This window comes from Maribacter vaceletii, from assembly GCF_003634105.1.
Taxonomy (GTDB): domain Bacteria; phylum Bacteroidota; class Bacteroidia; order Flavobacteriales; family Flavobacteriaceae; genus Maribacter_B; species Maribacter_B vaceletii.
Map to the genome: position 1 here is coordinate 93,647 of NZ_RBIQ01000010.1, position 21,119 is coordinate 114,765.

Sequence of the window (21,119 nt, forward strand, 5' to 3'; positions counted from 1 at the left end):
TACCGAGAGTCATAGTGGCTCATCATAATTTTTATTTGAACTGGTCTTTAGGTTGTCCTGATATGAAACAGTTGCGTTTTGTTTTTCTTCTGTTTTAGAATTCTGAGAATTTAAAATTTTAAAATTTTTAGGTTTGTTTAAGTTTTTACTGTTTTCTATAGTTTGTATATGTTTGTTTATAGATACCAATGCTTGTCCAGCACTTGTACCTATTTCGGTACGACTTGGGTACAGAGCTTGTTCGGTACTTGTCCCAAAATGAAACATCTTAATTCTACTCCCTTTAAATGGGTTGTGCGATGGCGTGTACAGTAAATATTCCCAATGACTTAATTCCTTTATACATCTATGGTACGTAGACTTAGAACCAATCTTTGAAAACTCCATAACTTCTGCCCTATTCACATAGAATTCTTCTTTAAAAAAGTTGGTATTCCAAATTTGAAATAACCCCACATACAAACTGATATGGGTTGGATTCAATCTACTATCCTTGGAAAATTGCGCAAACACACCATTGAGATGTTTTATATAATTTATCTCTTGCAGAATCAACCCCTAAAATTTGTTATGAATTCTGTTTTGCTCTAAAACCTGCATGATTTCTTGATAATCATAATACAGTACCCCTCCTATTTTGGTATAGGGCAAAGTGCCATTGATTCGTAGATTTTGTAAAGTGCCTGGAGAAATCCCTAAAAGGTCTCTAACTTCTGGAGATTTTAGCCATTTTTTTGCGGAATGTCCAGATTGGTTATTTAATAATTGTTTAATATCATCGAGTAATTCCATTTTAAATTCTCGAAGATCTTCGGTGGTAATAATAGTTGCTCCCATTTGTAAAACTGTTTTTAAAAACAAAGCCGCCAAGGTCAAATTTTTAAATGACGACTTTGCTTTGATTTGACTTTCGTTCTACAAAAATGATAGTTCATCTTGGTATTTAATCAGAGTCATAACCGAGTTCGGTTATATTTTAACATTCCTAAAAATTGATTCTATTTAACTTATTTTGAGGGGATATTTATATTAAACAGACATTATAAACCGCTTCTAAAACGAAAACAGATGTGCAACCGAGTTCGGTTACAATTCATCTTTGTGAAAACCATCTTCTTGATCCATTTTATCTAACAATTTCTGGGCAGCTTCTTCTAAAAATTTTACACGAGAACCTTTGCGTGCTTTAATCTCACTATACGTTCTTGAAAAATTTCCTTTCTTAATATTTAAAAAATCTGCAAACAGATCAAAAATGTGGTTATTACTAGTATTTCCATTATTGAAATATCCCATAGATTGGCAGGCATATAATAATTCCACCAAAGCAGAATAAGGCCCTGTCCAACTTATTTTACTTTCTTTAATAATTCTATCTGCATTTTGTACTTCTTCTTTTTTATGCTTGAGATACTTTATAAAAATTGCAAGCCCTTTTATTCTTGCCCATGTTTCATCGTGTGAAGTATTAAACACGGTATCCTTAAAATAAGGGTAGCTTTTAACTATTGGTATATGGTTTAGATGTTCTCTGGTAAAATAATGCGTATCGAAATGTGTATATCCTTCTTCCATATACAATAGGAATTCGGTATGCCTACCAAATAGGGTATTGACTTTATTGATTTGTTTATTTAGGAATTCCAGTTTTGGAGATACGCCAATCTTAGGCATACGCAGTTCACAAGAGCGCACCTCTGTATAGTAAATTAAATACTTCATAGGAATTACCTTAATGGTTTTAAAGAATTGAATTTCTGCTTGGTTATTTTTAAATCCTTTTTCTTGCACCACTTTTTTTAATGTTCCTAAAGTTTGTATACAAAGTACATTGACTAAATTGGATTCATTTAAAAAAGTAAGATTTCTACTTTGTATTTTCTTTAGCTTTGTATTAAAATCTAACAATATATTCTGGTAAGCCATATATACACACTTAGGCGATGTTCTCAGAAATAATTATTCTTTCAAAAATTCCCAAAATTTCATCTACGAAAGTTAATTCTCTCAATCATAGTCGTATACACATACGTTACTTTACAATTATCTTTTTTATTTCTCTATAAATTCGTTCAAAGTTTAATCGTAAGTCTTCCGATGAATAGTCTTTCTTAGTTTTGGGAAGCTCCTTAATTATAGGCTGTAATTTAAAATTTACTCGTTTATCTCTACCATCGGCAAAAGCTATAAATTCCCCTTGTTTCAGTCTAAAAAAAATATCTGCCCTGCGTTTAGATACTTCCTTCTCCCCTTTGGTAATTCGAGTATCAAAATTGAGATTAAACCCTTTATTAACACTTGTGGTTTCCATCTTTACCAACTCAAAAAAACGTTCATAATATTTGGCAGTATCTGGGTCGTTCACTTTTCCGAAGAACTGATACGAAAGATTACTCAAAATCGCTTTACTTGCTTTTTCACCATAGAGCATATCATTCTGAATCTTGTCTTGCATTACATAAACCGTAGCAATATCATAGCTTCGTAAGGTTGCAGGAATACGATGCATATTCAATAGCTTTATTGTGGGAGCCTCTTCCATTAAAATAAATGAAGATTCTCGATTCCGCAAACTCATTTGTTTTACTACGGTATGCATTATCATAGCTATGATTGGAGAATAAGCCGATTCATATTGCGGATTATTTACTATAGAAATAACTGCTTTGTTTTCCGAGTTATTAATATCCAAAGGAACTTCATCTGCAGACAGCACCAGGAATAGTTTTTTGGAGCTTATTTTTTTAAAGGCATTGGCTAGAGTACTTTTAACACCTGCGGTTTGTTTTTCAGATTCTATTCCATTAATAAAAGCACTCGCCATACTTTTAGAGGTTAAATCGGAACTTAAAAAAGTAACTAGCTTTTTTGTATTCATGGACTGAAACAAGGCTATTACATGTGGTAAAGTACAATAGTCCTGATATGCTGTTTTTAATTTCCAAATCAAACCACTTAATAAACCTTCTACGGCATCTGCAAAGAATTTGCTACTCCCTGAAGCTTCCGAAAGATTCTGTTCCAGTAAATTTTCGAGTAACACTTTAGACACCTCATTTACGCTTTCTTCATTAGGCAAATACCTGGGCGCAATAGGATTTACTCTAAAATGAATTTCATCAAATGAAATTGTATAGAACTTAATGTCCTTATTATCAAATAGTGGATAAGCAATTTCAGTTAACTCAAAATCCTTATAATCGTGTATTATTCCACAGAATTCATTTTTGCTAAAATGCTGCATAAAATTATAAATGACACTCTCCGTTTTTCCACTTCCAGCTGCTCCTATTATGGAAACACCTCTTTTAATATTCTCAATTTTAAAGGTGCCTCTTTTTAATTTAAAACGAACGCTATACTTTTTATCTGTAGTCGTGGATCGCTCCTGATGAAAGAATACATATAAAACAATGCTTACCATTAGTAATGGAATAATAATGTAAAGGATGCTATGTGCAATAGAAATACTCATGTACCAATAGAACCAGATTGTATCGCTTTGTCTAAACCTTGTTTTAATTTATTGATGACCTTAATGGCTAACTGTATTTTATTTGTTGGAATCTTCATAATAGGTACTCCAGATTTAGAAAGCAGTTTGTAAGCAGTAGCTTTTTCATTCGTTGGAAGCCCTGAAAGGACGGAGAAATATAACTTTGGGTTTTTAAGAAACGTCTTTCTACCTTGATACGTTTCTACATAATTTCGTTTGTATTTAAATACACTATCAAAAGTCTTTTCTGAAGTTGCAAAGAATGCATCCCTATTAAACCCTCGTTTTACAGATTTACCGTGCATAGTTACTTCCGAAGCTTTGTGTTTGCTTCCAGGAGAAAGACTCACGGAATTGGAAATATCTTTGCGACTGACAATAATATGGATGTGACTCTGTGAGCCTTCTTTTGGCATGCCTCTTACAATACGTTTACCATTTTGTTGGTGTGGCGCTTCCTTTTCTAATTGCGCAATTTTGTTTTCTATTGTTTTTACGTTCCCCACTAATCTACCTGCTTGAATTTCTCTAATGTCATGTTTCAACTGAAGTATCTTTGTGGCATAGGGTTGGTTTTCTTGTATTTGCTTATCCGTTCCTTTATAGGTCCTCACCTTTTCAATTTTGGCATAGTATTTAATATCCTCTACTGTTACAGCTCGTCCATGGATTTCACGATTAAAAGCTTTAGCATAATCCTTCATCAATTCTCGTGTATACGTTTTTAAATCCTTTTTAGGATCTTGTAATTGTTTAAGTTCTCTTTGGCTGGGATTGATCGTGATGGAATAAAACTTAGGTTCTGTTTTCTTTAGTTTTGCAGTATTACCATCAATCTCTTTTATAACTTCTGCTCCAGTAATTTCTTCTCCATATTGATTGAAAAAATGCTCCTGGTCAATTATAGCCTTTCCTTCATTTTCCTTTTCTAGATAGGCTACAAAATCCGCAGAACTCTGCGCATAGTTTCCATCGGTTTTGTGTGGTGTAATTGTGATATACATCTTATAATTTTTTCTTTAGTTCTTCCAAAGTTTCTTTATCCATTTCTATTTTAAAATATCCGTTTCCAAAGTTGCTTCGTACATATTGTTTTTTATGTAGGATGCTTTCCAAATCCTGTTTCAACCCCTGGTAGTTTTCTTTAACCCTGAAATATTCCTTTCGGTAATAATCTAGTTCTTCATGTTCCGTTATTAAACTTGGTGTTTCAATTGCAAAACTTTCTTCTTCATTTTCAAGTTTAGTAGTTTCTTCAAACAAGGTTTGTATCATTGCAGCAGTTGGTTTAGTCTGGTACTTCTCTATATTCTTTAGAATAGCTATAACAGCATTAATACGTTTATTGGTTCGCTCATTTTTAACTCCCAAATTATCGTTTGGAGAAAGGTCGTTCCAATCGAAAAAATTGAGCATAGCTTCCATAGCCTCCGTATGCGTTTGTGCAACTTGCTTAGAGAACTTCCTAAACCTATTGGCAACTTTTATTTTAAATCGTATGGTAGAAAAAGTATCCATTTTTAATTATTCTCTCCTTTTTTGACGCAAAAAATGACTGTTTTATTGGGATTGGGTGCGTTTTGCGTCAAACACATATCTTCATCACAATAGGACGTTTTGCAAATAGCTTAAAATCAGCAGGTTAAAACTAAAATGAATAAAAAACATCGCTTTGCGTGTTATCCTCTTGCTTCACCTTTTCGTTCGCCCAAAGCGAACAAAATTTCGAACAACCAGATTAAAAAAACGGTTGCCTTTTTCTAAATATCTAGCCTTATAAATCTATCTATTTGAATTGAGAAATTGAAACGTAGAATGATGCCAAATACCCTGTTTTTATGGTATTGAATATGATTTGAAGATTTCGTATAAAATAAAGTGTCAGGTTTTAAAATATCCTATGCAGCAATAGCAAAAAAAAAAGACCCTTGAAAATTCAAAGGTCTAAGAGGTTTTTTAAAAAATTAAATATTAAAAATATAGTGATAACTGTATAAATTCTTGACAGCTTCTTCATATAGAATGGTAGTATACTCTATATGATTTTCCTTCGCATAAACTTTTAAATCCTCGCCAAATTTACGCTCTACCTCTTTCTTAGAAACGGAAAGTAAATGTTGCTGTGTTTCTTCGTCTAGGTTGTTATAATTTAAGTATACCATGATTACTGTATATTATAATAGATTATTATCCGCAAAACTATAATACGCTCCATTTGGAGTAATAATCAAATGGTCTAATACTTTCACATCCAAAAGTTCCGCAGCTTTCTTAATTTTTTCGGTTATTCGTTTATCCGCTTCGCTTGGCTCTAATTTTCCTGATGGATGGTTATGACATAGTATTATAGCTACCGATACCGTTTTTAATACTACGGCAAATAATATGCGTAAATCAATAAGGGTTCCTGTAATACCACCTTCTGATAATTGATAAATACCTTTTACTTTATTACTGTTATTTAATAACATCACTTTAAAGGATTCGTGTAGCTCTATAGTATTTTTATTCCAATGCTGAAATAACAAATCACTTGCATCCTGGGATGAACTTATCTTTTGCCAAAAAGGGGCTGGCACTCGCTCTTTGTAACTAACTTGTATTTCGTTAACTTTGTTTTTCATTGTTCTTTTCTTAAGAGATTAATAATGAAAAAGAGGGCAGAACTTTTGCGAGAGATGCCCTCTTTCTTTTTTTGATTTACTTAGTACCCATTAATAGTATTTCATTTGCTTCTACTTCGGTAACATAACGTTGGTTTCCTTCTTCGGTTTCGTAGGTTCTAGTCTTTAGTTTTCCTGCAATTCCGACCTCTTTTCCCTTGTTTACAAATTTTTCAATGATTTCTGCTGTCTTACCCCAAGCAACAACCGTATGCCAATTCGTATCGGTTTGTTTTTCGCCTTTACTGTCCTTGTAATTCTCATTGGTAGCTAAAGAAAAACGAGCTACTTTTTTACCACTTTCCAAATTTGTAATAGTTGGTTCTTGTCCAACATTTCCGATTAACTGTACATGATTTTTAATAGTACTCATACGTATAGATTTAAAAGATTAATATTCATTTGTTTTAATAGTGATTTACTTAGTATATCCAGAGTGTTTTCCTTTTTTGATTTTTCTTTAGTTCCACTTCCTTGTTGGATATTTTGAGATGATTTCATAACTCGATATTTTGATTTACTTCCCATAGAGCCTTCGTTGTTACCTTTTTTTGATGCACTGTGTTATTCAATATTCAGATTTGATAAGACGTATAAAAAAGAGCGAAGTATGAGCCTGGTTTATGCCGTAGTTCAAAACAGAATGTTGTTGTTTTGCTAACAAAAAAAGGTGATAATGGAGGTTCGGTAAGTGAATTAAAAACTATGTGAAGTTTAAAATGGAAGGGAGTGGGACTAAGTAAATTATTTATACATTTATACCTAACAACAAAGTCCATATGGCAACAAATAAAATAGTATCTGCAATTAAAAACGGAAACTATTTCATTCTTCTCAATTTCAGAAATAACAATTTTTGAATATAATTACTGGCTCTAAGCAAAAAAATTGATGATTTTAATTACCAACCACACTGCTTAACTTAAACATAGGTAAATACATAGCGACTAAAATTACGCCAAATAAACAGATGTAATAAAGTTTCCTAGGTAAGGGATTCTTTGTAAAAAAAGTCTTTTCTTCTTTTAAAACCTTTTGAATTAGAAAAAGTTTTTCGCAGGACAATTAAAGACCCTAAACACAATATAAGTATTAAACCTTAATCTTTTATAAAGTTCGATGCGTTTGTTCGTAAAGGAACATAATTTACACAAATTAAAGATTAGGATTTACACTAAATTAGTTTCTAACCTTGTCGATTGTTGTTTTTTTCTAAGATGTTTTTCATCAAAGTATCCTAAAAATACGTTTCTATAAAATACTTTCCAAATTCCATTTCCAAGGTTTTCAATAGCAGCATATTTTCCTTTTAAAGCTGCAGATACATATACCCAATAATAGGACTTCCATCTAATAGCTCCACTTTCTGTTACTTTAAGAACTTTATACTTAGTATCATAATCAAAGTTAGGTATTCTTTCCGGAAAAGCTCTGGTAGAAAAGTCATGTATATCGGCAGGTGTTTTCATGCCTAATGCTTCATGTGGTCTTATGTTATTATACTCCTTTACAAAGTGATTTAAACGTCTTTGTTGAGTCTTTAGGTCATAAGCAGAAGGTTTGGCACAAGCGGCCTTTAAATCACGATGCATACGTTCATGTCTTCCATTTTGTTGCGGACTAGCAGGGTCAGAAAATACTGGAGCAATACCAAGTTCTATAAACCAATAGGAGAGTTGTGTAAATCGTTGAATAGCTCTAACAGAACCAAAAGGACTTCCATTGTCTGTGTGTATTTGTTTAGGGATACCATATATTCTAAAAACCCTTTTAAATTCAGCCTTAGCAGACTTTAAGTTTTCTTTATAGTGACCTTTAGCGGTGAATAAGAATCGGCTTCTGGAGTCTGCAATTGTCAATGGATGACAATAGATTTTATTCCCCATTAAGAACTTTCCTTTGTAATCAGCACTCCATACTTCATTACAAGATTTAGGGTCAAAAATAGGGTGGACTGGTTTTACTCTTCGCATTCTTTTTTGAGGACATACTAAACCGTTCCTTTTAAGAATATTGTGAACCGTAACCACCGAAGGCACTTCTTGGGTTGTAAATTCTTTAAACAATAATTCTCTTATTTTCTTAGCTCCCCAAAGCTTGTATTTCTTTTTTAATTTTAAAATACTTTCAACGATATTCTCTTTAGTTGCATTAGGGTGTTTTCCAGGAGCTCTAGAGTGTTTTTTTAAGCCTTCAAACCCTTGATTTTCAAATCTGCTTATTAACTTATAAGTGGTAGGTCTAGAGATTTTAAACTTTTACATAATTCCGTTATGGTATAATTTCCTGTATGCCATTCACAAATAAATTCGATTTTTTGTTCCATAGTAGTTGTTACTTTCCAAGGCATAATTTCTGATTTTACTCAGAAAATTAGTCTTTAAAAAGTGTAAACTATGTGCCTTTAACGTACCCACTTATCAAATTCTATTTTACAACATAAAGTCATACAGAAAACTATTTTCTTTTAGCTCTCTCAACTTCATTCATTTCCTCTCAATGATTTTTCGTTTTAACTTCGCAAAGTTCTTTCTTAACTATGTTTTCAAAACGATACAATTAGACCTCATTTTGTTTTTTTGCACAGGTTTACAAAATATGCTAAAGGCCGTTTATTTTTTAAGTCATTTTGTTGACATGCTTTTTGCAATCAAAAAGAAGAAAAATAATGGGAAGTATTTTTCTTCCTAGTTTTTTTCCTAATATTTTAAATGCTCTAGTTATGTGTCCCTCCACTGTTTTTAAAGATATGTTAAGATATTCGGATATTTCTGTATGAGAAAGGCCTTCTTTTTTGCTCAATAAAAATATCTGTTTACATTTTGAAGGAAGTTTTTCAATTTCTAAGTTCACTAATGCCATCAATTCCTCCAAATTATCCTGTTCATTTTGAACAACCAAATTTACAGCCTTTAAATATTTTTTCTCTAAATATATGACCGGTTGGTTTTTTCTGTATTGGTCTATAAATCCATTGTAAACAGACTTATAAAAGTAACTTGTTATTGAAAAGCTAGGATTTATGTTTTTTCGGTTAACCCATATCTCAACAAATACATTTTGCACAATATCTTCAGCATTATCATGATTCTTGGTCAACGTATACGCATAAGCACATAGTTTTTTATAGAGGGAATCCATTAAAAAATCATACGCTTTTGAGTTTCCTAATTTCAACTGTTGTGCAAGCAAAGTGTTATTTCCAAAAGGAGATTCCATGTTGTATATTAATAAGTAATTGTGGTAGATATTTGTCAAAAATAAAAAAAAAACAGCTAAAAATAGAGGGGTTATCTATTTTTATCCGTAATAAATATATAATTCGCAAAATGAAAGAGTTAGAAATAGAAAGAATAATCGTAAAATTTCTAAATAGGGAAGCAAATATTCAGGAGCTGAATATTCTCGATGCGTACCTAAGAAAAGAAGAAAACATTGACACTTTTAATCTTTTTGTTAAAACAGAATTTATAAGTACCTCTAGTATGGCAGAATACGATGTTGATAAGGCAAAAGAGACGATAAGACTTAAATTAAAGAATAAGGAGCAAAAACGAAAATTTACAGTTGTTTATAGATATATAGCTATAGCTGCTTCTATTGCCTTGATTTTTGGAGTCACGTTTTTTATGATGCGTGATGCTAAGTCTGAATTGGAAATTACTAATGAGGCATCTATTGAAATTAAGGCAGGCTCAGATAAAGCTATTCTTACACTCGATAATGGTAATGAAGTTGTCTTGGAAAAAGGAAAAGAATACCAAGAAGGAAAAGTGATGAGCGATGGAAAGGAACTTATATATGTTCCAGGCAAAAATAAAGGCAATTCTGAGCAAGGGTTGAAGTACAATTACCTGACAATACCAAAAGGAGGACAATTCTTTGTACAATTATCGGATAGCACCAAGGTTTGGTTGAACTCGGAATCTAAATTAAAATACCCTGTAAGGTTCCAAAAAGGGAAAACACGACAGGTAGAATTGGTGTATGGTGAAGCTTTTTTTGAAGTATCTCCAAGTATTAAGAATTATGGAACCAAATTTAGTGTGCTTTCCAAATCTCAAGAAATTAGTGTATTAGGTACTCAATTCAATCTTAGAACGTATAAAGAAGATACTGAGATGGCTACAACTTTGGTAGAAGGAAAAGTAAGAGTTCAAAAGGGAGGCAATAGCAAGGTTTTAAAACCTAACCAACAATCCAAAACAAGTTCAGATACGGATAAAATCGATATTGAAGAGGTAGATGCATCTGTGGAAATTGCTTGGGTACATGGACTATTTTCTTTTAATGAAGAATCCTTGGGGGAAATCATGACAGTACTATCTAGATGGTATGATGTAAGTGTCTTTTTTAAATCTGAAGAGAAGAAAAAGTTTCTTTTTTCGGGAAAAGTAGAAAGGACGAAATCTATTGACAATATTCTCAAATTAATTGAGGAAACCAGCACAGGACAAATAGAATTTGAAATTAATGATAAGATAATAATTGTAAAATAATATTTACTTACAATAGAATAATGTATGAACAAAATCATGAAGTTATAAAAGCTAAAAATTTAATACCAAAAATGGCTGTTATAAAACGAGCTCAACACAAGAAAATCTAGCTTCATTGTTAGATTTTAAATAAAAAAAGGAAAAGGTTAGTACATTCCACAGCAGTAACCTTTTTCCAAGTAGATCAATTAAAACTAAATGTTTAACTAAACCATTACAAATTTATGAAAATTAAATTTAGAAGAAGGTTATTTTCCAATAATGGAAACTTCCTATTAAAACTAATTATGAGAACCTTTATCTTTTTATGCTGCTCAATTGCTTTTGCGGTCGGATCCGAAAAAGGAATAGCCCAAAATACTAAAATTGTCATTAATACCAACAAGACCATTTCAGTAAAACAGGTATTTCAATTAATTAATAAACAAACAGATTACAAATTCATTTACCGACATGATTTAATTAAGGCCGCACCTGACATAAACTTAAAAAAAGGAACTATCAAGGTAGGTAAACTATTAAACAAATGCCTAACCCCGATAAACTTTACTTATGAATTTAAGGATGGGAGTACTATTGTGGTAAAAGAAATGCAAGTACATTATTCAAATATTAATTACCCAGAATCCAATAAAGAAATTCAACAGTTTACTATTTCTGGCACCGTAACAGATGAAAACGGGCAACCCTTGCCGGGAGCTAATATTTTGGAAAAAGAAACAACGAATGGTGTTACGACCGATTTTGATGGGAATTTTACTATTAACATGTCCAATGACAAAGGTGTTTTAGTAGTTTCCTATATTGGGTTTGCTACTAAGGAAGTTACTGTAAATGGGCAATCTAAATTGAATATAACGCTCAAGGAAGATTCGTCAGCGTTAGATGAGGTTGTAATAGTCGGTTATGGCACAATGAAAAAAGCTGATTTAACGGGTTCTGTAGCAACTGTTAGTAGTGATGATATTACCAAAATTACTTCTAGTAATATTGGTCAGGCCATACAAGGACGTATGTCAGGAGTTCAAATTACTCAATCTTCAGGAGCTCCTGGAGCATCTTCATCAATAAAAATTAGAGGAGTTGGTTCTATTAACTCAAACAATTCGCCATTGGTATTAGTGGACGGAATACCAGGTAATATGAACCTTATTAACGCCAACGAAATAGAATCCCTTACGGTTCTTAAAGATGCTTCAGCTGCAGCTATATATGGAAACAGAGCTGCAAACGGGGTTATTTTAATAAAAACAAAACGAGGTAAGGCTGGAAAAATCACTGTTAATTTAAAGGTCGAAAATGGTGTTCAGCAAATTACTAATAATAATGTTGAATATTTAGATAAATATGACTGGGTTGATTTTCAGAATGCTTCTGCTGCACGTAATGGAACTGATCGTATATGGGTCGGAGACTTAGCTCCTGAAAATCTTGCAAATACAGATTGGTTGGACTATTCTTTTAATACTTCCCCAGTTAGGACTTACGACTTATCTATATCGGGAGGAAGTGAAAAATCAACGTTCTCTTTATTCTTAGGTTATTTTGAACAGGAAGGAATCTTAGGGCAAACGGATGGAGATAATAGTTTCTCCAGAATTAATACGCGATTAAATCTTGATTCAAAAATATCTGATTCGTTTAAAGTTGGTGCAAACTTTTCTTTTGTAAGATCTCAAAATAATACAACAACAGATTATAACAACCTACTTCTTGGAGCGTCTCGTATTCCTCCAGTAATGCCAATATATAATTCTGATGGAGAACCAGCAGGAACAGCACACACTTTAAATCTTAACGACTTTACTCCTGCAGGTGCTGCAAATGCTTTTGACAATAGAGATATTACAAACAGGACTCAAATAGATTTATTTGCAGAATTAAGCTTCTTGAAGGATTTTAAATGGAAATCCACGTTTAGCGGACTGATTTCTGATGGTTGGCGTCAGAATTACATAAGGAAATTACAATTTTATCACGTAGATGATACTGAACAACTATCTCCTAATTATCAAATCCCTAGAGCAGTATTATCAAACTTTGATAATACCTATTATAGAGTTCAACTCAATAGTGTTTTAAATTATTCAAAAAAAATAGGGCTACATTCTATAGAAGCCTTGGTTGGTATTGAAATGGCGGAAAGCGATACTAAGGAATTTAATGCATTAGGAGAAAATTTTCCCAATGATGAATTACGAATTCTTAATGTTGCTCAGGAAAATTGGACAATAGGTGGTACAGCAGCCGAAACATCAATTTCATCTCAATTTGCCCGTGTAAACTATAACTATGATCACAAATATTTATTTCAGGCTAATGTTAGAAGAGATGGTTCATACATTTTTGCAAAGGAAAACCGTTGGGGTTGGTTCCCTTCTTTTTCTGCAGGTTGGAATATTTCTGAAGAAAATTTCTTAAAAGAAAACCCCTCAATTAGTAAACTTAAATTACGTGGAGGATATGGAACTTTAGGTAATTCTCAGATTAGCCCTTTCCAATGGGTATCTACTATAAGTGCAAATGATAATACGGTTATGGGGAGTTCGCAATCTGTTGTTCCAATAGCTTATTTAACAGGGTTTTCTAATAAGAATATAAAATGGGAAAAAACATCAACATCAAATATTGGTGTTGACATGGGGTTATTTAATAGTAAACTAGACATTGTATTTGATCTTTACAAACGTAAAACTAGTGATATGTTATTGCGTTTACCGGTCCCTCTGTCGACTGGATTTTCAGAGGAAAATGAATACCCGTTTGTTAACCTTGGAGCTGTTGAAAACAAGGGGTGGGAATTGGCTATTAACTTTGATGATGTAACGGCCTCTGGATTAACTTATGGTGCAGGTTTTAACATCTCACAAAATAATAACAAGGTGACCGACATGGGAGGGCAACCTGCCATAACTTCTGATTTTTATAGAACAGAAGAGGGAGAGTCTATAAACTCTTATTTTGGTTTTAAAACTCTTGGAATCTGGCAATCAAATGAAGAAATAAACAATAATCCATCTCGTAGTAATGTCCAACCTGGTGACATTCGAGTAGCAGATATTAACAGTACAGACCAAAATGGAAATATTATAAAAGGAGTTCCAGATGGTCAAATAACTACCGCTGATATGACAATATTAGGAAATTCAAATCCTAAATTCTACTATGGTTTTCATACCAATCTTAGCTGGAAAGGGTTTGACTTTAATATATTCTTCCAAGGAGAAGCAGATAAACAGACATATATGAGCAGTACGTTTGCAAATGATTTAAGCGGAAGAGGGTTCGAGAATATTCTCAAAAATCTGTGGGATGAAAGAACAATTCTTAATGATGATTTTTCAGCCGTAACCCAGGCTGGTAAATATCCAGCCGTTGGCACAAGCAAAAGTAATATAGCAGCTGATCTGTGGCTAGAAGATGCCAGTTATTTAAGAATTAAAAACATGCAGTTTGGATATACTTTTCCAGACAATCTTTCAGATAAATTAAATATAAATAGTCTACGTATTTATTTAAATGCGACCAATTTACATACGTTTACTAAATACCGTGGATTTGATCCTGAAACGAATGATCTCTCCTCAAATGGAGGGGCTTTATACCCACAAAGCCGCACTTATACATTTGGTGTAAATTTTTCTTTCTGAGTTAAAAATAATTAACAATAAAAATATCATATAAAATGAAATATATATATATAATCCTATTGGTTTTTCTTTCAATAAGTTGTGAAGATTTTCTTGAAAAAGAACCTCTAGACTCCTTAAGTGAATTAACATTTTATAAAACCAAAGAGGATTTTGAAATGACAGCAAATTCAATGTATGCGCCATTACGAAATCTACAACACGAAGTTATGATGTTAGATGCAATTACTCCTTACATTGTCGGTGGTAACGATACTGTTAGTGATTATTGGGATTTTGGAAATTTAAATGCTGATGCGTTATGGCCATCCGTTGAGGTTTTTTGGGAAACATATTATAAAATAATATCTAGGGCAAATTTAATCCTGGCTAATATTGACAACCCAGAACTTGATTTACCAGAAAACTTTAAACATAGAATTAAGGGCGAAGCCCTATTTTTAAGAGGATTTTCCTATTTTTATTTAATTAATTTATATGGAAATAAATCTTATAATGGTGTTGAATTGGGAGGTGTGCCTCTTATATTAGATCCACAGGAATTTAATGATTCTTTTACTCCAAAATCCTCTGTAGACGTTGTATATGCTCAAATAGAGGAAGATCTTAAAAACGCAGAAATGCTACTTCCTTCTGTTACAGAATATAGAGGTACTGCCTTTTTAGGAAAAGCTTCTAAAGGAGCAGCCCAAACCATGCTTGGAAAAACGTATTTATTTCAAGGAAAATGGAGTGAAGCAGCTACTGAACTCCAAAAAGTAGTCAACTCTAACGATTATGAATTATTGCCCAATTTTAATGACAACTTTTGGCCTGAGTATGACAATTCTGTTGAATCAATTTTTGAAATACAATTTCAATCAGGCGTTGGGCTTGGAAGTGATTATAACAAATGGATTGGTCCTATTGCATCTGGAGGTATCTCCGTAAGAGGATTTTTCAAGAACCAACCAACTTCATTGTTAGTTGATAAATTTCAAACACTTGATGGTTACGATGTACAAAGTGAATATGTAAATACTGACACTAATTATTTGGTTACAGATTATCTTGGAAATACTGAATTACTTGGCAAAGAAAATTATACATATTTAGATATTTACAATTTCAGTTCAGATGACCCTAGTTTTAATCTAGATAGACCATTTGATAATAGAGATCCAAGACTGGATTATACGGTTATGTATATTGGATCAAAATATATACATGACAAGTTTGAAACCAGAGCATCCAAACCAGGATATTATATACCCTTTGGTGATGCCTATTGGAGAAGAACAAATTACAGTGCGATTAAATATGAAGTTGGTAGTGACTATGATCCGGGCAGTGACAGTCCAAAAAACCAACACTATTTAAGGTATTCAGACGTATTATTAATGCTTGCCGAAGCTAAATTTCAACTTAATGATAAAGAAGCCGCAGCTGAGAATATAAATATAGTACGTGATCGTGTCAGTATGACTCAGCTTAATGCTTCTTTAATATTAGAAGATATCTTAGACGAGAGAGTAAGAGAGTTAATTATGGAAGCTGGAACACATGTTTATTTTGACACTAAAAGATACGGAACATTGAAAGGATTAATGGAAGATTTTTGGGACGGTACTCCAAAAATGCGAAACAATTATCCAGCAATTCCGACATTTGAAGACTATTTTTATGCTTTCCCAATTCCGCAAAAAGAAATTTTGGCAAATCCAAATCTGGTGCAAAATACCGGATATTAAAGCATTAAGAAATCTAATTTAGATTAAAAATTAGCATCGTATTGTGTTATTAACAATACGATGCCTTTTATAAAATAATATATTGCTTTTTTTAAAAGAGCTTATAGATGGTTTTATATACTTATTATAGAATTATTTTTAACGTAAATGAAAAATGGATACTAAAAGATTAAATAAATGAAAAAAATATTTGTAATAATATTATTGTTTGCTCTACAGGTAAACTCGCAAGAATTAAAATTTGATAGCTCATGGAAATCATTGGAACAATATCAATGTCCAGAATGGTTTCAGGATGCTAAGTTTGGTATATGGACGTGTTGGAACCCTTATGCTGTTACAGGAGCTGGCGACTGGTATGCACGAAATATGTACATAGAAGGGTCCCGTCAATATAAATTCCATTTAGAGCATTATGGACACCCTTCGGAAGTTGGATATAAGGATATTGTTGAAATGTGGAAGGGAAAGAAGTTTGATCCTGAATATATGGTAGATTTATTTAAAGAGGCTGGAGCTAAATATGTTGTTGCAATGGCCATGCATCACGACAATTTTGATCTTTGGGATTCAAAATATCATGAATGGAACAGTGTTAATCATGGTCCTCATCAAAATATTATTGGTAAATGGGAAGCTGCTGTTCGTAAATCAGGACTTCGATGGGGTGTTACTTCACATTTAGAGCGGAGCTGGAATTGGTTCGGCGTAAACAAAGACGCAGATAAGGAAGGTCCTTATGCTGGTATTCCTTACGACGGAAACAATCCAAAATATTCAGGATTATATTTCAAAAAGTATAAAGGCTATCATGATACAAATCCAATGTTTTCAGTCAATCCTCCTCAAGAAGTTATTGAAGACTATTTTTTACGGGAAAAAGATTTGCTCGATCAGCATAAACCTGATCTTTTTTATTTTGATGGTGGTATCCCGTTTGGAGAAACAGGAAGAAAGCTTATGGCGTATTATTACAACCAGAACATTAAAGATAATAATGGTAAGCTTGAAGCTGTTATGAATGTTAAAAACACTGCAACAAAATGGCCTTTTCTTGGTGATCAAATCCGAAATGGAATTGCTGTTGAAGATGTTGAAGTACACCAATTATCATCTATAAATGCATTGCCTTGGCAAACAGATACTTCAATTGCAGATTGGTTTTGGACTACTGACATAGAATACAAGACTCCCAAGTATGTAGTTCACCAATTGATTGATATTGTGAGTAAGAACGGAAATCTTTTATTAAATGTTCCACCAAGAGCTGATGGAACACTTGATTCTGAAGCAATAACACTTTTAAAAAAGGTAGGTAAATGGCTTGATGTGAATGGTGAAGGAATATACGGATCAAGGCCCTATGCCTTTTTTGGTGAAGGCCCTGGTAGCAAAGCCAAAGCAGAAAAGCATTTTGGCATGAAAGAACTTAGTTCTGATGATTACCGTTTTACCACCAAAGGAGATACTATCTACGCATTTGTTTGTGGTACCACTAAGACAGATATAAACATCAATGCTTTTTCAAGTACATTGTATCATAAGATAAAATCGGTTCAAATGCTTGGTGTTAAAGGCGAAATAGAATTTATTCAGGAAAAAGAAAAATTGGTTGTTAAATTACCACAAAAATTACCGTCAGAATATGCTGTTTGCTTAAAGATTATTCCGGAACTAAATCCAGTTCCAGAATCTATATCAAAATACTAAATGAGATAAAATCTATTTTTTTTTTAGATTAAGTTAAAAGAATAATAGTTCCGGATTTGTTTTGTGGCCTAGTAAAGCTGTTCTAACAGTTTATTTAGTAAAAAGTATTTAATCAAACGCTGTTTTAAAGGCTTGGAATATAGATTCTAAAAGAATTTAACTAAATCTACGGACTAAAAGGATAAACCCTTTCAAATAAATATTTGAAAGGGTTTATCCTTTTAGTATTATTAGAACAAATCCAAATAAAGACCATCAAAAATGACAGTTGTGTATAAAAGATGGAAATTAGGGCTTAAAATGGTTCCATCGGCAATCTGTAATAATTACCATTTTAATAATGAGAAATTGTTTAAAAGTATAAATAATAATAGAGTATGCAATAAAATTTTCTATATATTATTGACAAGGTTTAAGAGTAAGATCCCATAAAATAGCAACATAAACAACGACTTACAAAATTTTTTTTATAATTATTTGGTGTATTCCTATAGAACTTACGGAAACATTTCCCAAAATAATTAGGATTACTAAACCCTATCATATAACAAATGTGTGCAATGATATATCTATTTTGTTCTAGAAGCTGAACTACCTTTTTTAGCTTAATCAATCTTATAAAATCATTAAGCAAATGTCCCTTCAACTTTTTAATCTTTCTAAATATGATAAATAACTTGTTTCTATATCGACTGCTATCTCATCCAAACAATAAGATTCATTGGCCATATTACCCTCTATTAAATTCATTATGCATTTTAAAAATTCATCATCAAATGAATTTAAAACTTTTGTTTCTGGCGTAAATTCTTCTTCCATTTGAAGCTTCTTTCTAATAAGCTCCCTCTACTCAATAAATTTATCAATTCTTAACAAAAGAAATTTCATTCTATATGGCTTTGGTATATATAAGCAACTGCTCCAGATTCGACTCCTTTGCTTCTATGTTCCATGGAATTCAAAGCAGTAAGTAAAACAACAGGTATATGACAGATCTAATATTTGTCTTCAATGCGTAGCAAAACTCAATTAAGTCCATTTCTGGTTCAAAAATCGATTATTGTATACCTCCCTCGCCGGGCGAAAGTTAACCACTAAAAAAGTCGATTCTATTTGCAAAAAGTCAAAGGTCTTTTTATGTTAAAAAGAAGATGGCCAATAAACAGATATTTATGCGAAAAGTAAAATAGATTTTCAGGCTGTACAGCAAGGGCATAAGCAAACTACAGATAAGTTCCAGATTAGGAATATCGCGTAAGACGATTTCCAAATACATCAACTTTTTCCAACGTAACCAGTTGATCGCTTAAGAGGTGTCTGCAATGACCTTGGAAGAACTTGACAAACTCTTCAAATTGAACAAAAAGACTAAAAGCGAGCAACTACTCACCTTAGAAAAGTACTTTCCTTATTTTGATAAGGAACTTTGTAAAACAGGAGTTACTAAGTAATTCTTATGGGAAGAATCTATTTTGAACCACCCAGAAGGTTTTAATCTTTAACAGTTTAGATATTGGTACAGAGGATGGAATAAATAAGCCTCTCCAGTGTTAAATTTTACACATAAAGCTGGTGATAACCTATTTATTGATTTTACAGAAAAAAAGCTAAGCATTGTAGATGAACATACAGGAGGAATACAAAAGTTAGAAGTTTTTGTATTAGTATTGGATAATAGTCAATTCACTTACATTGAAGCCTGTGAGAGTCAAAAGAAAGCGGATTTTATCAGTTGTTCAGAAAATTCATTATGATATTATGGAGGCGTTCCAAGCGCTCTTGTTACAGATAACCTTAGAATAGTAATAAAAAAAGTAGCCGTTTTTTAACCCCTTATCAATGAAACCTTTACTGACTTTTCAGAGTATTACGAAACAGCAGTACTACCAACTAAAGCTTATAAACCAAGAGACAAAGCTATCGTAGAGAATGCAGTCTATATTATTTATACACGCGTTTTTTCATCATTAAGAAATCAAACCTTCCACAGCAAATCAGCACTCAACAAAGCTATTTTAACACTACTTAATGGGTAAAATAATATGTATTTTAGAGGACGTGATCATTCTAGACACTCATTGGTTGAAGATATAGAAAATCGAACTCTTAAACCACATCCAGTAAAAAAGTATACCCTTAAACAATATGTAAAAGGGAACTGTTCATAAGAAAAGTCATATATATAAACAAAGTCAAGCATTACTAAAGCATTCCTTACAAACACATTGACAATAAAACAAAATCATTATTTACAATTTTCAAAGTATAATGAAAACTCTCCGTTTTTCAAAATTTTCAGCTAGACCCTGAGGCAGAGCCACGAGGAATTCTATAGATTAAATGTTTTTTTTCTATAATTTAATGGAGAAATATTAAATACACGTTCAAACTGCAAAGTAAAATAAGAAGGACTAGAATATCCTAAATCATAACCTATGACACTTATAGATTTATTGGTGTTTTTTAATAAGCCTTTTGCCTTTTTCATTCGCTGTTCATGAATAAACTTAATAGGAGTTGTACCTAAATGATGTTTAAATTGTCTAAAAAAGGTAGCTTTACTCATACAAGCCTTATCTGCTAATGTATTAATATCTACTTTGGAGCTTAAATTTTCTTTTATATGTTTAATAGCATAAGCCATTGGGTGGTCTAGTAACTTATTATTCTTATAACTATCTATAAGTACTCTATACATATTACTCTGTAAACTGCATAGTATTAATTCTTCTATCTTAATATCAATCCAATAGTCTTTAAACCTAACATTCCCAATCATTAGGCGTTGAATTTGTTTTAAAGTTTCCAATACGTACTGCCCTCCAGAACCATAATACAAATCAACAGGAGAAAGATTTTGTTCTTCTTCCATCAATTCGGGCATGCTAAAATCTTCATTAATTTTATCTAATATTTTACCAACCTTTTCCTTTGATATTTCAAGAGTAAAGCAAGTAGCTGGCTTAATAGAACTAGTTTCTGGCAATTCTACATGTGCACTCATTTCTGCCGCGCCCATGACTACCATATTAGGATGTAAATCAAAAATACCGTGATTAGAAACAGAAATGTTTTTTACCCCATTCACAACATGTCCAAATACAATATTATCAAATTGATAGTCTTTACTTTCATTAGTTACATTGTAACTAACCAATAACTCTGCAGATTCTACTGTAGAAACAAATTCCTGAGATGAAAGCTTAGAAAAATTAATCATAACCATATTCTTTAGTCCTGTTAATATACAATAAACTATTTTGATATTATCATTTTATAATTTGAGACTATACTTATATATTAAATTCTCATTTTTAACATACTTTACCATAATTAAATTAATGATTCAATAATTATTGCCATAATATTCA

General features: G+C 32.2%; 19 protein-coding genes and 1 pseudogene. 5 read left to right on the plus strand and 15 right to left on the minus strand.

What is annotated here, in order from left to right; genetic code table 11:
• Positions 1-9: 9 nt before the first annotated feature.
• The 12 genes and pseudogenes from CLV91_RS13355 to CLV91_RS13410 all read right to left on the minus strand — a co-directional run bounded on the left by CLV91_RS13355 (position 10) and on the right by CLV91_RS13410 (position 9,378).
• A complete protein-coding gene (locus CLV91_RS13355; protein ID WP_394340496.1) occupies positions 10-456 on the minus strand; it encodes a hypothetical protein in 447 nt (148 codons plus the stop codon).
• A gap of 102 nt (positions 457-558) precedes the next feature.
• Positions 559-837 (minus strand): helix-turn-helix domain-containing protein, encoded by a 279-nt coding sequence (locus tag CLV91_RS13360; RefSeq protein WP_121068727.1) that lies wholly within the window; start codon positions 835-837, stop codon positions 559-561.
• A gap of 249 nt (positions 838-1,086) precedes the next feature.
• Complete coding sequence (locus CLV91_RS13365; protein WP_121068728.1) at positions 1,087-1,926, minus strand: RteC domain-containing protein; 840 nt, start codon at positions 1,924-1,926, stop codon at positions 1,087-1,089.
• A 106-nt stretch (positions 1,927-2,032) separates the two neighbouring features.
• Positions 2,033-3,475, minus strand: a complete 1,443-nt coding sequence (locus CLV91_RS13370; protein ID WP_121068729.1) for a type IV secretory system conjugative DNA transfer family protein — start codon at positions 3,473-3,475, stop codon at positions 2,033-2,035.
• Positions 3,472-4,500 carry a MobB family relaxase gene (gene mobB / locus CLV91_RS13375; RefSeq protein WP_121068730.1) on the minus strand — a complete coding sequence of 343 codons (1,029 nt, stop codon included), beginning with the start codon at positions 4,498-4,500 and terminating at the stop codon, positions 3,472-3,474. Before mobB ends, CLV91_RS13370 begins: the two co-directional genes overlap by 4 nt.
• A 1-nt stretch (position 4,501) precedes the next feature.
• On the minus strand, positions 4,502-5,014 hold the full coding sequence (locus tag CLV91_RS13380) for a BfmA/BtgA family mobilization protein (RefSeq protein WP_121068731.1): 513 nt from the start codon (positions 5,012-5,014) through the stop codon (positions 4,502-4,504).
• Between the two features lie 446 nt (positions 5,015-5,460).
• On the minus strand, positions 5,461-5,658 hold the full coding sequence (locus CLV91_RS13385; protein ID WP_121068732.1) for a hypothetical protein: 198 nt from the start codon (positions 5,656-5,658) through the stop codon (positions 5,461-5,463).
• 12 nt (positions 5,659-5,670) lie between these two features.
• Positions 5,671-6,120, minus strand: a complete 450-nt coding sequence (locus tag CLV91_RS13390; protein ID WP_121068733.1) for a JAB domain-containing protein — start codon at positions 6,118-6,120, stop codon at positions 5,671-5,673.
• 76 nt (positions 6,121-6,196) lie between these two features.
• Positions 6,197-6,532, minus strand: coding sequence for a single-stranded DNA-binding protein (locus tag CLV91_RS13395; RefSeq protein ID WP_121068734.1), 336 nt, complete (start codon positions 6,530-6,532; stop codon positions 6,197-6,199).
• A gap of 796 nt (positions 6,533-7,328) precedes the next feature.
• Entirely contained in the window at positions 7,329-8,132 is an 804-nt protein-coding gene (locus tag CLV91_RS13400) for an integrase core domain-containing protein (protein ID WP_121068876.1), read from the minus strand.
• Positions 8,133-8,177: 45 nt separating this feature from the next.
• A pseudogene (locus CLV91_RS17095) lies at positions 8,178-8,408 on the minus strand (helix-turn-helix domain-containing protein); the annotation flags it as partial.
• A gap of 370 nt (positions 8,409-8,778) precedes the next feature.
• Positions 8,779-9,378: an RNA polymerase sigma factor gene (locus CLV91_RS13410; RefSeq protein WP_121068735.1), complete on the minus strand. Its 600-nt coding sequence runs from the start codon at positions 9,376-9,378 to the stop codon at positions 8,779-8,781.
• Between CLV91_RS13410 and CLV91_RS13415 the strand changes: the two genes are divergently transcribed.
• The 4 genes from CLV91_RS13415 (at position 9,342) to CLV91_RS13430 (ending at position 17,748) form a co-directional block, all read left to right on the plus strand.
• Complete coding sequence (locus CLV91_RS13415; protein ID WP_147406425.1) at positions 9,342-10,658, plus strand: FecR family protein; 1,317 nt, start codon at positions 9,342-9,344, stop codon at positions 10,656-10,658. The two genes, CLV91_RS13410 and CLV91_RS13415, sit on opposite strands and share 37 nt — an antisense overlap.
• Before the next feature lie 224 nt (positions 10,659-10,882).
• The gene (locus tag CLV91_RS13420; protein ID WP_121068737.1) at positions 10,883-14,308 is read left to right on the plus strand and encodes a SusC/RagA family TonB-linked outer membrane protein; all 3,426 of its coding nucleotides are present in this window, start codon (positions 10,883-10,885) and stop codon (positions 14,306-14,308) included.
• Between the two features lie 35 nt (positions 14,309-14,343).
• On the plus strand, positions 14,344-16,038 hold the full coding sequence (locus CLV91_RS13425; protein ID WP_121068738.1) for a RagB/SusD family nutrient uptake outer membrane protein: 1,695 nt from the start codon (positions 14,344-14,346) through the stop codon (positions 16,036-16,038).
• Positions 16,039-16,215: 177 nt separating this feature from the next.
• Positions 16,216-17,748 (plus strand): alpha-L-fucosidase, encoded by a 1,533-nt coding sequence (locus tag CLV91_RS13430; RefSeq protein ID WP_121068739.1) that lies wholly within the window; start codon positions 16,216-16,218, stop codon positions 17,746-17,748.
• Positions 17,749-18,160: 412 nt separating this feature from the next.
• On the opposite strand, the gene CLV91_RS17100 is transcribed toward CLV91_RS13430, so the two are convergent.
• Together CLV91_RS17100 and CLV91_RS16900 are read right to left on the minus strand one after the other, a co-directional pair.
• Entirely contained in the window at positions 18,161-18,394 is a 234-nt protein-coding gene (locus CLV91_RS17100) for a helix-turn-helix domain-containing protein (protein ID WP_170146758.1), read from the minus strand.
• Positions 18,391-18,567, minus strand: a complete 177-nt coding sequence (locus tag CLV91_RS16900; protein WP_170146759.1) for a hypothetical protein — start codon at positions 18,565-18,567, stop codon at positions 18,391-18,393. Before CLV91_RS16900 ends, CLV91_RS17100 begins: the two co-directional genes overlap by 4 nt.
• Positions 18,568-18,977: 410 nt before the next feature.
• On the opposite strand from CLV91_RS16900, the gene CLV91_RS17005 reads away from it, so the two are divergent.
• Positions 18,978-19,058: a hypothetical protein gene (locus CLV91_RS17005; RefSeq protein WP_394340498.1), complete on the plus strand. Its 81-nt coding sequence runs from the start codon at positions 18,978-18,980 to the stop codon at positions 19,056-19,058.
• A 1,019-nt stretch (positions 19,059-20,077) separates the two neighbouring features.
• Here the strand turns inward: CLV91_RS17005 and CLV91_RS13450 are convergent.
• Positions 20,078-20,968: a helix-turn-helix domain-containing protein gene (locus tag CLV91_RS13450; RefSeq protein WP_170146760.1), complete on the minus strand. Its 891-nt coding sequence runs from the start codon at positions 20,966-20,968 to the stop codon at positions 20,078-20,080.
• Positions 20,969-21,119: the final 151 nt, after the last annotated feature.

What these genes read in the sequence shown, in the direction of transcription:
- CLV91_RS13360 (WP_121068727.1), bottom strand. Translation starts at nt 837, where the DNA reads ATGGGAGCAACTATTATTACCACCGAAGATCTTCGAGAATTTAAAATG.
- CLV91_RS13365 (WP_121068728.1), bottom strand. Translation starts at nt 1,926, where the DNA reads ATGGCTTACCAGAATATATTGTTAGATTTTAATACAAAGCTAAAGAAA.
- CLV91_RS13370 (WP_121068729.1), bottom strand. Translation starts at nt 3,475, where the DNA reads ATGAGTATTTCTATTGCACATAGCATCCTTTACATTATTATTCCATTA.
- mobB (WP_121068730.1), bottom strand. Translation starts at nt 4,500, where the DNA reads ATGTATATCACAATTACACCACACAAAACCGATGGAAACTATGCGCAG.
- CLV91_RS13380 (WP_121068731.1), bottom strand. Translation starts at nt 5,014, where the DNA reads ATGGATACTTTTTCTACCATACGATTTAAAATAAAAGTTGCCAATAGG.
- CLV91_RS13385 (WP_121068732.1), bottom strand. Translation starts at nt 5,658, where the DNA reads ATGGTATACTTAAATTATAACAACCTAGACGAAGAAACACAGCAACAT.
- CLV91_RS13390 (WP_121068733.1), bottom strand. Translation starts at nt 6,120, where the DNA reads ATGAAAAACAAAGTTAACGAAATACAAGTTAGTTACAAAGAGCGAGTG.
- CLV91_RS13395 (WP_121068734.1), bottom strand. Translation starts at nt 6,532, where the DNA reads ATGAGTACTATTAAAAATCATGTACAGTTAATCGGAAATGTTGGACAA.
- CLV91_RS13400 (WP_121068876.1), bottom strand. Translation starts at nt 8,132, where the DNA reads ATGCGAAGAGTAAAACCAGTCCACCCTATTTTTGACCCTAAATCTTGT.
- CLV91_RS13410 (WP_121068735.1), bottom strand. Translation starts at nt 9,378, where the DNA reads ATGGAATCTCCTTTTGGAAATAACACTTTGCTTGCACAACAGTTGAAA.
- CLV91_RS13420 (WP_121068737.1), top strand. Translation starts at nt 10,883, where the DNA reads ATGAAAATTAAATTTAGAAGAAGGTTATTTTCCAATAATGGAAACTTC.
- CLV91_RS13425 (WP_121068738.1), top strand. Translation starts at nt 14,344, where the DNA reads ATGAAATATATATATATAATCCTATTGGTTTTTCTTTCAATAAGTTGT.
- CLV91_RS13430 (WP_121068739.1), top strand. Translation starts at nt 16,216, where the DNA reads ATGAAAAAAATATTTGTAATAATATTATTGTTTGCTCTACAGGTAAAC.
- CLV91_RS16900 (WP_170146759.1), bottom strand. Translation starts at nt 18,567, where the DNA reads ATGGAAGAAGAATTTACGCCAGAAACAAAAGTTTTAAATTCATTTGAT.
- CLV91_RS13450 (WP_170146760.1), bottom strand. Translation starts at nt 20,968, where the DNA reads ATGATTAATTTTTCTAAGCTTTCATCTCAGGAATTTGTTTCTACAGTA.